Source organism: Bacteroidota bacterium (genome assembly GCA_016720935.1).
In the GTDB taxonomy this organism is placed as follows: Bacteria; Bacteroidota; Bacteroidia; order AKYH767-A; family 2013-40CM-41-45; genus JADKJP01.
This window is the reverse complement of record JADKJP010000006.1, coordinates 296,242-309,395: the sequence shown is the minus strand read 5'-3', so window position 1 is coordinate 309,395 and position 13,154 is coordinate 296,242. Positions and strand designations below refer to the sequence as shown.

Sequence of the window (13,154 nt, the reverse complement as noted above, 5' to 3'; positions counted from 1 at the left end):
GCTTATAAATGCCTGAAAGGGCATTTTCTTCAAAATCTCTTCAGAATTTGCATTTTTAAGGGTTTCGTTTACCTTTGCAGCCCTCGAAAAATCAGATTGATATGGAAAATTTCATTTATGTAATACCGGTATTGGGCCTCATCGGGTTGCTGTTCATGTTTGTGAAATCAGCATGGGTTGTAAAACAAGATGCCGGTGATTCAAAAATGCAAGGCATTGCATCAGCAATCGCTGAAGGCGCAATGGCCTTTTTAAAATCAGAATACAGAATCCTGGCCATTTACATGGTGTTGGCAGGAACCGGCCTGGGCATCCTTTCTCAGATTGTACCTGATTCACATATACTAATCGTTGTATCCTTTGTATTGGGTTGCTTTTTCAGCGCGATTGCAGGATTCAGCGGGATGCGTATCGCAACGAAAGCGAATGTGCGCACAACACAAGCTGCGCGTACTTCACTCGCAAAAGCACTAAAGGTTTCTTTCAATGGAGGTCTGGTGATGGGACTTGGTGTTGCTGGTCTCGCAGTATTAGGTCTGAGCCTTTTGTTCATTTTCCTTTTCCAGTTTTTCATGGGAGGACATATGGATGGCTACCAGCATATGACAAGAGTATTGGAAGTACTGGCAGGATTTTCTGTAGGAGCTGAATCCATCGCGTTGTTTGCGCGTGTGGGCGGTGGTATCTACACAAAAGCTGCTGACGTGGGTGCTGATCTTGTTGGTAAAGTTGAAGCAGGTATTCCTGAAGATGATCCACGTAATCCTGCCACTATCGCCGATAACGTTGGCGATAACGTTGGTGATGTTGCCGGGATGGGCGCCGATTTATTCGGTTCATATGTCGCGACTGTACTCGCATCCATGGTATTGGGTAATTATATCATTCGTGATATGGGTGGAATTGATGATGCATTTGGTGGCATCGGTCCGATTTTGCTGCCTCTTGCAATTGCAGGTTTTGGAGTGATCGCTTCAATATTCGGTTCATTCCTTGTAAATGTAAAAGACACTGATAAGGCGAATACTGATTCCGTTCAAAAAGCGTTGAACCGTGGTAACTGGTTTTCAATTTTGCTTGCTCTTGTAGCATCTTATTTCCTCATTCAGATGATGCTTCCTGCAACAATTACAATGAGTATTTTCCATGCAGGACAATTCAGCGATCTTACTACTTCTTCAATGAATGTATTCTGGGCAGTATGTATCGGGATGTTTGTTGGAGCAGCCATTTCTTATATCACAGAATATTTCACCGGACTTGGTAAAAGACCGGTTATGTCTATCGTTCAAAAATCAGCAACCGGTGCCGCCACCAATATCATTGCAGGTCTTGGCACAGGAATGATGTCAACTGCATTACCGGTAATTTTATTCGCCGGTGCTATCTGGGGTGCTTATACACTTGCAGGTTTCTATGGTGTAGGTATCGCGGCTTCTGCGATGATGGCGACAACAGCTATGCAACTTGCGATTGATGCTTTCGGACCGATCGCTGACAACGCTGGTGGTATCGCAGAGATGAGTGAACTACCTGCAGAAGTACGTGAGAAAACAGATATCCTCGATTCAGTTGGAAATACAACAGCAGCCATTGGTAAAGGATTTGCAATTGCATCCGCGGCACTTACTGCGCTTGCATTATTTGCAGCATATGTCACTCTTACCGGAATTCAGGGAATCAACATTTTCGACGCGAAAGTTCTGGCAGCTTTGTTTATCGGTGGAATGGTTCCGGTTGTGTTCTCCGCGCTTGCAATGAATTCCGTTGGTAAAGCGGCCATGGATATGGTGAATGAAGTTCGTCGCCAGTTCCGCGAAATTCCTGGAATCATGGAAGGAACAGGAAAACCGGACTACAGCCGTTGTGTTGAGATTTCTACGAAAGCTGCATTGCGTGAAATGATTCTTCCGGGTATCATTACGATTGTCACTCCAATCATCATCGGTTTGGTGATGGGCGCTGAAGCACTTGGTGCTTACATGGCAGGTGTCACAGTGAGTGGTGTGCTTTGGGCAATTTTCCAGAACAATGCCGGTGGTGCTTGGGACAACGCTAAAAAATCTTTTGAAAAAGGTGTTGAAATCAATGGTGAAACATATTACAAAAAATCAGAACCTCACAAAGCCGCTGTTGTTGGAGATACTGTTGGTGATCCGTTCAAAGACACTTCAGGTCCATCCATGAATATCCTTATTAAATTATCTTCTCTTGTAGGTCTTACCATTGCTCCGTTGATTGCATTGCATCCCGGAGATGCAGAGGGTGGCATGATGGGAAAAGACTGTTGCAAAGGCGGTGAGAATATGGAATGCATGATGGGTGCAGGCATGGGCTGTACGATGGATTCTGCAGGCAATTGCCTTGTTGATTCCGCTACCTGCGCTCAATGGATGGCTGAAGGCAAATGTGACAGCGCGGATTGCATCAAGATGGAAAATGGTATGTGTACCATTCGTCACGAAGCCGGCATGAAATGTTCCGGAATGGGAATGGGTCATTGCCAGATGGGCGGTGGACACGATTGCGCAAAAGGCTGTGATCATGCCTGTATGGAACAGTGCAAAATGAAAGGCATGGATTGCAAAGGAGATGGAGCATGTTCAGAAGCCTGCATGAAAGCCTGTAAAGAAAAAGGCATTGAATGTGGAAACGGAAAAGCGTGTCCATCAATGGGCAGTTCCTGCTGCAAAATGCAAGAAGCAAATCACGATTGTTCTATGGGCTGTTCCAAAGAATGCATGGAGAAATGCAAAGCCAATGGAATGAATTGCGAAGGGAAAGAGAAAGAATGCTGTAAGAAATAAATGGTATTAGGTATTAGGTACCATGTAAAAATACCATGCATAAAAAAACCTTCCACTATGGAAGGTTTTTTTATGTGTAATATTTTAAGGATCGATTTCAATTACTTTTTCGTTCGAGTGTGAGGAAAGAATAGTCGTATTCATTTTTTTCGTCTGCTTTGAATTCTGTACGTTCAAGTTCTTTCCATTCCTGAGAATTCAAGATTGGGAAATGAGTATCCCCTTCAAGGCTGTGATGTACTTTTGTCATGTATATTTTTGAAACCTGAGGTAAGGCTTCACGGAAAATTTCTCCTCCGCCAAAAATAAACACTTCGGGATCCGATTTCGAAATCTTCAATGCTTCAATGAGAGAGCTTACGATGATGCAACCATCAGCCTTAAAATCAGTATTTCGGGTGATGACTACATTCACTCTGCCCGGAAGAGGTCTTCCAATACTCTCATACGTTTTTCTACCCATGATGATGTGATGACCCATGGTTAAACCGCGAACCCGTTTCAGATCCGCGCTGAGTTTCCATGGGAGCTGGTTATTGATGCCAACAACATTATTTTCTGACAGGGCAACTATGATGGAAATCGTCATGGATAAAATAGATCTTATTGCTGATTCGAAGAGTAAAATTAAACCGCTACTGCCGCCTTGATATGTGGATGAGGATCGTAATTTTCGATCACAAGGTCTTCGAATTTGAAATCAAAAATATTTTTTACGGCCGGATTAAGTTTGAGCACCGGCAATGGTCTGAAGTCGCGGGATAATTGTAAAGCTACCTGCTCGAAATGATTGGAATAAATATGAGCATCCCCAAAGGTGTGTACGAAATCACCGGGCTGAAGGTCACAAACCTGAGCAACCATCATTGTCAGCGCGGCATAGGAAGCAATATTAAATGGAACACCCAGAAAGATATCCGCGCTTCTTTGGTACAACTGACACGATAACTTTCCGTCACTGACATAAAATTGAAAAAATGCGTGACAGGGTGGTAATTTCATTTTGTTGATTTCGGCAACGTTCCATGCGCTGACAATCAATCTCCTTGAATCAGGATTCTTTTTTATTTGATCAATCACTTGAGTGATCTGATCAATATGTCCGCCATCGGGTGTTGGCCAGCTTCTCCACTGTGAACCATAGACCGGACCGAGATTTCCATTTTCGTCAGCCCATTCGTCCCAGATGGAGACACCATTTTCTTTCAGGTAACGGGTATTGGTTTCTCCTTTTAAAAACCAAAGGAGTTCATGAAATATCGATTTCGTATGGAGCTTTTTTGTTGTGAGTAAAGGAAAACCTTTCTGCAAATCAAAACGCATCTGGTATCCGAAGACGCTCCTGGTTCCTGTACCGGTCCGGTCACTTTTATCGACACCATGTTCCATCACATGGCGAAGCAGTTCGTGGTATTGTTTCATCTAAAATCTGTTGATGCTGTAAAGTTAACCGAAAAAGTCTACGATTTCCGCAGTGTTGACAACCCCCTTATCTTGTTGAAAAAAACAAGTTTGTAAATTCAAGGACTTTTCACTTATCTTTCGTTCTGAATCCTTCAAATAAAACTATATGAGCATCAGGTTCCGTTTGATAGTGTTGAATTTTCTGCAATTTTTTGTCTGGGGGTCTTGGCTGATTTCAATTGGCGGATACCTGTGGGGGACACTACATTTCAGCGGAGAACAAATCGGAGCTGTATTTTCCACCCTGGGTATAGCATCCTTGTTTATGCCTGCTATCATGGGAATTATTGCTGATAAATGGCTGAATGCGGAACGTGTTTTAGGACTTTGTCATCTTGTTGGTGCCGGTATGTTATTTTGGGCTTCCACCATCAGCGATCCGAATTTATTTTTCTGGGCGATGTTGCTCAATTCCATGTTTTACATGCCAACCATCGCGTTGAATAATACAGTGTCTTACATTGTACTGGAAGAAAGTAATTACAATATCGTAAAAGACTTCCCTCCTATTCGTGTATGGGGAACAATAGGATTCATTGTAGCGATGTGGACAGTAGATCTCTTCGGCTGGAAATCCAACAATATGCAATTGATTTTTAGCAGTGTTTCAGCACTGGTTTTAGGATTGTACTCATTTACCATTCCTCAATGTAAACCGGTAAAATCAGTAAAAGAAAAATCAATCTTCGTTTCACTTGGACTTGATGCATTTGTTTTGCTGAAGCAAAGAAAGATGTTTATTTTTTTCCTCTTTGCTATGTTTCTTGGCGCGGCTCTCCAAATCACCAATGCATTCGGAGGCTCTTTCCTGGAAAGTTTTAAAACAACACATCCTGATTCCTTTGGAGTAAGGCATCCGATACTTTTGCTTTCCATTTCACAGATTTCGGAAACTCTCTTTATCCTGACTATCCCATTCTTCCTTCACAAGTTTGGCATCAAGAAGGTAATGCTCATCAGTATTTTTGCATGGGTTTTCCGGTTTGGTTTATTCGCCATAGGAGATCCCGGAACCGGATTGCCATTGCTCGTTTTGTCCATGATCATCTACGGAATGGCTTTTGACTTTTTCAATATTTCAGGATCACTATTTGTCGAACAGGAAGTCGCATCGAATATCCGTGCAAGTGCACAGGGATTATTCATGTTCATGACCAATGGACTTGGTGCAATGATTGGAGGATACTGCAGTGGTTTGGTTGTGGATCATTACACAGTAGACGGCATCAGTAACTGGCCAAATATCTGGTTCGCATTTTCCGCTTATGCACTTGTGTTAGGAATCCTGTTCCCATTCATGTTCAAATACGACCACAAACCGGCGATGGTGGCGGTTAAACACTAATTTGGTTTCGGGTTCGAAGTCTGAGGTTTGAAGTTTGGGCGTGAGAATACGAAAAACAAAATCAAACACTTGGTAACTGATACCTGGTACTAAGTGCCTGGTATCCTATTTAATCAAGTCTCGCCAAAAAAATCAATTACTCTTTCTCTTGTTCAGTTCGTCGCGGATACGGGAAGCACGTTCATAGGCTTCTTCGTCGAGGGCTTTTTTCAGCATCTCTTTAAGCTCATCAGTGCTCGCTGTTGACAATTCATTTTCCGATAATTTTGTAGCTGAAGTCGGCACTTGTTTTTCAACATGCTCTTCGATTCCTTCAATAGGAGCATTTTCTTCAAGTACAATACCGGCAGTAGACAGAATGAATTCGTAGGTATAAATCGGACAACCAAACCTCACGGCTATGGCGATTGCATCACTTGTGCGTGCATCAATTTCCATTTTCTTGTCGCCATTATTGCAAACAAGTTTTGCATAGAAAACTCCTTCGAGGAGATTGAAAATGATTACTTCCTCCACTTCGATATCAAAAGACTGAGCCAGGCTTTTGAAAAGATCATGCGTTAAGGGACGGGTTGGTGTCATATTTTCAAGCTCAATGGCAATTGCCTGAGCTTCAAAAGCACCAATGATAATCGGCAGTCTGCGTTTCCCTTTTTCTTCACCAAGTACGAGTGCATAAGCACCGGATTGAGTCTGGCTGTAAGAGAGGCCAATAATTTCAAGTTTAATCTTTTTCATATTCAATTCCGGGAACCTGGCTTCCGTCCTAATCCGTTTCTTTATCGAAAATAAAAAAATATTGTTTCGCTTACTATTAATTTAACCGTTTTGGCTGGACTTAAATGCCTTAGCTGCGGCAATCAACTGAGGCACTATTTCAAAAGCATCGCCAACAATACCATAATCTGCCGCTTTGAAAAACGGAGCTTCCGGATCTTTATTGACCACAACAATTACTTTTGAGCTGCTAACTCCTGCAAGGTGCTGAATTGCACCAGATATTCCAATAGCAATGTACAAGTTCGGGCTGATCGCGATTCCTGTCTGACCTACGTGTTCGGAATGAGGTCTCCAGCCTGCATCAGAAACAGGTTTACTACAAGCGGTTGCAGCACCCAGGACATTGGCAAGTTCTTCTATCATTCCCCAGTTCTCAGGACCTTTCATTCCCCGGCCTGCCGATACAACCAATTCCGCATCCGGAAGGGATACTTTATCTGTTGATCTTTTGGTTTCTTTCACAGTAACCGCGAGATCTTTTGCACCCAATTGAGTTTCAAAAACCGAAATGGAGGGAGAAGCAGGAGTCTCTATAACCTTATATGAATTCGGAATCATGCTGATGACTTTCACATCAGAAGTAATTTCAACGAAAGCAAAAGCCTTACCTGAATAGGCACCTTTTTTTACCAGGAATTTTCCATCCATAACTGGAAGGTCAATTACATTATCAGCCAGACCGGCATCAAGTTTTATCGCTACACGAGGAGCGATTCCCTTACCGGAAAAACTTGCAGACATAACAACCACTTTCGCGTTTTCGGCTTTAGCTGCCTGGGCAATCACGGTTGCATAAGACTGAACATTCATGGATTTCAGATTGTCTCCACCCGCTTTCAGAATTTTTGAAACGCCGTATTTACCGGCCTTCCCGAGTTCTTCATCCGACACTTCACCAATAGAAAGTGCAACGAGCGGAAGATTTTGTTTTTGCGCGATAGCTGATGCAAATGAAATTACTTCAAAAGTAGATTTCTTGAATTTTCCCTCAATATTTTCTAAATAAACAAGAACTGACATATTGTGATTCTTTTGGTAGTGTAAATTGAAAGGTCTGATTAAATTACTTTTTTCTCTTCGCGAAGCATTTCAAAAAGTTTTGCCGCATCTTCAGCTGCAATCATTTTTACTGAGCTCCTTGGAACCGGTTTATCATAACTTTGAACAGCGGTATACTGCGGTACTTCAATAGGCTCAACCACTACGAGAGGTTTTGTCCGTGCAGACATGATGCCTCGCATATTCGGAATTTTCCATTCCGCCATTCCTTCTGAAGCTCCTGCAACAAGAGGAAGTGGAGCAGATAAAATTTCTTTCCCGCCTTCGATTTCCTGTTCGAGTGTAGCAGTGCTTCCATCGATTGTCAGACTTTTTGCAAAAAGTACACAAGGAATGTCCAGAAGTTCCGCGATCATTGCAGGAACAGAGGATCCATTGGTATCACTTGATTCTCTTCCACAGAGGATCAGGTCGAAAGGATTCTTTTTTACATAATCAGCAATTTGTCTTGCGACAAAATAACCATCACGCGGTTTGGCATTGATACGCACTGCATCGGTTGCACCGATCGCCAGTGCTTTGCGAATGGTTGGTTCAGTGCTTGCATCGCCTATATTAATAACGGTTACAGAACCTCCGCCTGCAGTCAGGTCGACTGCTTTTGAAAGCGCAATTTCATCGTATGGATTAAGAATAAATGTGACACCAGCCGAAACAAATTCTTTGTTGTCAGGTGTAAAATTAATCTTCGCTGTTGTGTCGGGAACGTTAGCGATACAAACTAAGATCTTCATAATTTATCCGGATTAATAGCAATATTCTTTGAGTGATTTAAAAATTTCCCGGTCGGAAACATGTGGATTAAAAGAAACGGATTGAAGACATCTGATAAAAACGCATCGGAAAATGTGATGCTCCGCAAACTCCGTCTTTGTATCTTCGCCAGGACCAAAATTGTTGATTTTGGCGCGAAGATAAAGAAATTATGCTCCCTAAATTAGCTTGTTTATAACCTCTCATGGATAGAATTGAATTATTGAAAAGATACCTGCAGGAGGATCCTGATGATTCTTTTACATCCTATGCTTTATCCCTGGAATACATTCGGTTAAAGGATTATCAGCAAGCTAAATCCATTCTGGTTGAACTCAACAGAAAAGACCCTGATTATCTGGCTGCTTATTACCAGCTCGGAAAAGTTTATGAAAGTCTCCAACTCACTGAAGAAGCTGTTTCGGTGTATGAAAAAGGGATGCTTGTGGCCCGCTCTCAAAAGAATCATCACACATTCAGCGAGTTAGATACTGCTCTAAAGCAGATCAAAGGGGATCCGGAAGAAGAGGAATGAAAGGGATTTTCCTACATTTGCAACCCGGTTAATTTTAATAAAAGCTCAGTCAGCGGGTATTTCCGCTGGTCCGATAAATTGATCGCAGAAGAAACGACCAAATATGAGAGAAGTTCAATTTCGTGAAGCATTACGTGAAGCCATGACCGAAGAAATGCGTCGTGACGAACGTGTTTTTTTAATGGGAGAAGAAGTCGCTCAGTACAATGGAGCCTATAAAGTAAGCCAGGGCATGCTGGATGAATTCGGACCCAAACGTGTGATCGATACTCCAATTGCCGAACTTGGTTTTGCAGGAATTGGTGTTGGTGCGGCAATGAATGGCCTGAGACCGATCATCGAATTTATGACCTTCAATTTCTCGCTTGTTGCCATTGATCAGGTTATTAACTCCGCTGCAAAAATGATGAGTATGAGCGGCGGTCAGTATACTGTTCCAATTGTTTTCCGTGGCCCTACAGCTTCTGCCGGAATGCTGAGCTCTCAGCACTCACAAGCCTTTGAAAACTGGTATGCGAACTGCCCGGGTTTAAAAGTGGTGGTCCCTTCAAATCCTGCAGATGCAAAGGGATTGCTCAAGTCATCCATCCGTGATAACGATCCAGTCATTTTCATGGAAAGCGAACAGATGTATGGCGACAAGGGCATGATTCCGGATGGAGAATATCTCATTCCAATTGGTGTGGCAGATGTGAAAAAAGTGGGTACCGATGTGACCATAGTGTCATTTGGCAAAATGATGAAAATAGCATTGAAAGCAGCTGAGGAACTGGCCAAAGAGAGCATCAATGCGGAAGTCATTGATTTAAGAAGCGTACGTCCAATCGATTACAATACTGTTATCGAATCCGTAAAAAAGACAAACAGACTGGTTGTTGTAGAAGAATCCTGGCCATTGGCATCAATTGCCAGTGAAATAGCGTTTATGGTTCAAAAACGGGCTTTTGATTATCTTGACGCACCTGTTGTAAGGGTAATGGGCGGAGATGTTCCATTACCGTATGCACCTACCCTGATTGAAGCATACCTGCCAAATCCTGCCAGAGTTATCAAGGCTGTGAAGGAAGTAATGTATCTGGTTTAGACGATTTATCGATATTCAGCATGTAATGATTTTAGGAATGAGGTTATAAATAAAATCTCAGTTCTGTTTTTATGGTTTTTTAGACCTTTTTCGATTTAATTGACAAAATCACAAGGATACCGTGCGGATTTGGTGTACCTTTGCGGCTTAATTTCTAAATACTTATCATGTTATCATTCCCCGAATTGGGGCTGGGCGAAAAAGTGCTAAAGGCTATCGAAGCACTCGGTTTTCAGCAGCCCACTCCGATTCAAGAACAAGCCATTCCCCTCCTTTTAGCTGATCATTCTGACTTTATTGGACTAGCACAAACCGGCACCGGTAAAACGGCAGCCTTCGGCTTGCCGCTTATTGAAAAAGTTGATTTCTCTTCCAGAGATACCCAAGCCCTGATACTGGCTCCGACCCGTGAGCTATGTGTTCAGATTACTGACGACCTTGTTCGTTATTCCAAATTTACAAACGGCGCGAATATCGTCGCGGTCTATGGTGGAGCCTCGATCTCTACACAGATCCGCCAGATTAAAAGAGGAGCCCAAATTGTTGTCGCGACTCCCGGACGTTTGATTGACCTTATTACCCGAAAAGCTATCACGCTGCAAACTGTACGCTATGTTGTACTGGATGAAGCTGACGAAATGCTGAATATGGGTTTCCAGGAAGATATCGATGATATCCTTTCGAATACACCTGCTGATAAAAATGTCTGGCTGTTTTCAGCAACGATGCCTGCAGAAGTGAAACGGATCTCTTCGAATTATATGAAGAATCCGAAGGAACTGACCGTCGGAAAACAAAATTCAGGTGCCGATAATATTGAACACCATTACTATGTTGTTCACGAGCGTGATCGTTACAATGCATTGAAAAGAATTCTGGATTCTACACCAGAAATTTTTGGTGTTGTTTTCTGCCGTACAAAATTAGATACACAACGCATCGCGGAAAATCTGGTGAAAGACGGATACAATGCCGACTCGATCCATGGTGATTTGAGCCAGCAGCAACGCGACAAAGTAATGGCGCGTTACCGTAACCGCAACCTCCAGGTGCTTGTTGCTACTGACGTAGCTGCCCGGGGAATTGACGTTCGTGACATTACACACGTAATTCATTATCATCTGCCTGATGAAGTTGAAAATTACACCCATCGTAGCGGACGAACCGCTCGTGCCGGTAAATCCGGTATTTCTATCGCGTTAGTAAATATTCGTGAGAAGGATAAAATTCGTCAGATTGAGAAAAAAATCAATAGAAAATTCCATCTATCAAAAGTTCCGGATGCCGGAGACATCGGAGAGCAACAGTTGCTCCACTTTGTGAAAAAAATTCACGATGTACAGGTGAACGAGAAAGCAATCGATAAATTCATCGCTCCTGTTTTCAAGGAACTTGAAGATCTCACCAAAGAAGATATCATCAAACGTATTGTCACTCTTGAATTTAGTCGTTTCCTCGAAGATTACAGAAACGCTCCGGATATCAATGTAGATCTTGCTCACCCGGGAAAATCCACCCAGGAGAGATACCGCAATGCAGGACCACGCATGTTTATCAATCTTGGAACAGCGGATGGTTTAGACAAAGGAAGCATGCTGGGCTATTTGCTAGATGGTACCAAATTGGATAAATCGAAAGTCGGCAAGATTGACATGAAACCCGTTTATTCATTTATTGAATTCGAAGATGAGGAATCTCTCGAAAAAACACTGAATGCATTTGACGGTGAATTCTACAATGGCAGAAAAGTTCGCGTTGACCGTTCGGGCGAAAAAGACAAAAAAGAATTTAAAAAAGATTATAAAAAGGATTTTAAGCGCGATTTTAAACAAGAGAATCGCGAACAGATGGAAAAGAAAGATAAAAAAGGCTGGGGAGAAAAACCTGCCAATCGGACAGACGGCAAAAAAAAGAAATATAAATCTTCGTGGTGAGATAAAGGCATAATTGCCTTCTAATCAAAGTTTATCTCTACTATTGAACAACTCCAGGTCAATTACTTAAAAGCGGGGCACTTTTGTTGTTCAGGACGAATAACTATACTTGCAATTCCGTTTATTCGGGGAATATGCGAAAGCATCTTCAGATCAGTCTGACACAATTCATGACAGCCTTTTCTAAAGAGTATCCGGATTGAAAACAATAAAAAAAAACATGCCAACCATCAAATTCAGCGGTAATAGTTCAGCATTTTACAGTGATCTGAAAAACCGCGTCAATACTTATTTTAAAGATAAACGAATCAGTACTCATGGTGATCACCGCAGTCTTATCAAAGCGATTGTATTGATGACTTTGTTTCTGGGTTGTTACCCGGTTCTTGCATTCCATCTCTTGCCTGGGATCTGGCCACTGCTGGTTTGCATTCTGCTGGGGCTGGTAACCGCGGCGATTGGATTCAACATTATGCACGATGGAGCACACGGAAGTTTGTCCAAAAGCCCGCTGGTCAACAAACTTGCAGCGCTGAGTCTGAACATGCTTGGGGCCAGCTCTTTCCTCTGGAACATCAAACACAATGTGATTCATCACTCATTCACGAATGTGGATGATCACGATGACGATATTCTGAACGAACCTTTTTTCCGGATGACGAAACGTCAACCAAAATTAGGCGCTCACAAATACCAGCATTTGTATTTCCCATTGGCGTATGGTTTGATGTACATGTCCTGGGTGTTTTTTCTGGATTTCAAAAAATACTTCCAGAGGAGAATTGCTGACAGAGGTGATATTAAATTAACCGTATCACAGCACATCGGTTTTTGGGCAACCAAGCTTTCTTATGTATTCCTGTTTGTTGTTTTACCACTTCAGTTCTATTCATTGCCGGCCTATTTGTTAGGTTACTTTATTTACTCATTCACTACCGGACTTACTACAAGCGTAGTTTTCCAGCTTGCGCACACAGTTGAAGAAACCGAATTTCTTTATCCTGACAATACCAGCAGTGAAATGTACATTATCCCAACGGATTGGGCTACTCACCAGGTGAAAACCACCGCTAATTTTGCAACACGCAATAAATTTGTGACTTGGGCTGTTGGCGGACTAAACTTCCAGGTAGAACACCACTTATTTCCAAAAATCGCCCACGTACACTATCCTGCTTTGAGTAAAATTGTAAAGGAAGTTTGTGAAAAATACAATCTGCCTTATCACGAACAAGCAACAGTAACCGGAGCGATTGTATCGCACATCCGTTTCCTGAAGGATATGGGAAGAGGATAAAATTTGATTCAAATATTTAAAAAGTGCCGGAGAATACCGGCACTTTTTTTTTGCTCTTATCACAGATGAAGTGATTGCACATTATCATCTTCAATC

11 protein-coding genes are annotated in these 13,154 nt (G+C 42.3%); 6 read left to right on the top strand and 5 right to left on the bottom strand.

Translation table 11 applies throughout. From position 1 onward, the window contains the following. The first annotated feature begins 101 nt into the window (after positions 1-101). The gene (locus IPP86_09595; protein ID MBL0138768.1) at positions 102-2,807 is read left to right on the top strand and encodes a sodium-translocating pyrophosphatase; all 2,706 of its coding nucleotides are present in this window, start codon (positions 102-104) and stop codon (positions 2,805-2,807) included. A gap of 97 nt (positions 2,808-2,904) precedes the next feature. Here IPP86_09595 and IPP86_09590 read toward each other — a convergent pair whose 3' ends face one another. Beyond that, positions 2,905-3,396 (bottom strand): dihydrofolate reductase, encoded by a 492-nt coding sequence (locus IPP86_09590; GenBank protein ID MBL0138767.1) that lies wholly within the window; start codon positions 3,394-3,396, stop codon positions 2,905-2,907. Positions 3,397-3,434: 38 nt separating this feature from the next. Then, positions 3,435-4,229: a thymidylate synthase gene (locus tag IPP86_09585; GenBank protein ID MBL0138766.1), complete on the bottom strand. Its 795-nt coding sequence runs from the start codon at positions 4,227-4,229 to the stop codon at positions 3,435-3,437. A 148-nt stretch (positions 4,230-4,377) separates the two neighbouring features. Between IPP86_09585 and IPP86_09580 the strand changes: the two genes are divergently transcribed. Beyond that, entirely contained in the window at positions 4,378-5,616 is a 1,239-nt protein-coding gene (locus IPP86_09580; GenBank protein ID MBL0138765.1) for a nucleoside permease, read from the top strand. 132 nt (positions 5,617-5,748) lie between these two features. On the opposite strand, the gene IPP86_09575 is transcribed toward IPP86_09580, so the two are convergent. From IPP86_09575 to IPP86_09565, 3 genes are all read right to left on the bottom strand, one after another. Then, a complete protein-coding gene (locus IPP86_09575; protein MBL0138764.1) occupies positions 5,749-6,354 on the bottom strand; it encodes a bifunctional nuclease family protein in 606 nt (201 codons plus the stop codon). A gap of 81 nt (positions 6,355-6,435) precedes the next feature. After that, a complete protein-coding gene (locus IPP86_09570) occupies positions 6,436-7,416 on the bottom strand; it encodes an electron transfer flavoprotein subunit alpha/FixB family protein (GenBank protein ID MBL0138763.1) in 981 nt (326 codons plus the stop codon). Positions 7,417-7,454: 38 nt separating this feature from the next. Next, positions 7,455-8,189, bottom strand: coding sequence for an electron transfer flavoprotein subunit beta/FixA family protein (locus IPP86_09565; protein MBL0138762.1), 735 nt, complete (start codon positions 8,187-8,189; stop codon positions 7,455-7,457). Positions 8,190-8,413: 224 nt separating this feature from the next. Here IPP86_09565 and IPP86_09560 point away from each other — a divergent pair, with 224 nt between their 5' ends. The 4 genes from IPP86_09560 to IPP86_09545 all read left to right on the top strand — a co-directional run bounded on the left by IPP86_09560 (position 8,414) and on the right by IPP86_09545 (position 13,058). Beyond that, positions 8,414-8,743, top strand: coding sequence for a tetratricopeptide repeat protein (locus tag IPP86_09560; protein MBL0138761.1), 330 nt, complete (start codon positions 8,414-8,416; stop codon positions 8,741-8,743). Between the two features lie 103 nt (positions 8,744-8,846). Beyond that, positions 8,847-9,827: a pyruvate dehydrogenase complex E1 component subunit beta gene (locus IPP86_09555; GenBank protein ID MBL0138760.1), complete on the top strand. Its 981-nt coding sequence runs from the start codon at positions 8,847-8,849 to the stop codon at positions 9,825-9,827. A gap of 167 nt (positions 9,828-9,994) precedes the next feature. Then, positions 9,995-11,761 carry a DEAD/DEAH box helicase gene (locus tag IPP86_09550; protein ID MBL0138759.1) on the top strand — a complete coding sequence of 589 codons (1,767 nt, stop codon included), beginning with the start codon at positions 9,995-9,997 and terminating at the stop codon, positions 11,759-11,761. 220 nt (positions 11,762-11,981) lie between these two features. Next, a complete protein-coding gene (locus IPP86_09545; protein ID MBL0138758.1) occupies positions 11,982-13,058 on the top strand; it encodes an acyl-CoA desaturase in 1,077 nt (358 codons plus the stop codon). Positions 13,059-13,154: the final 96 nt, after the last annotated feature.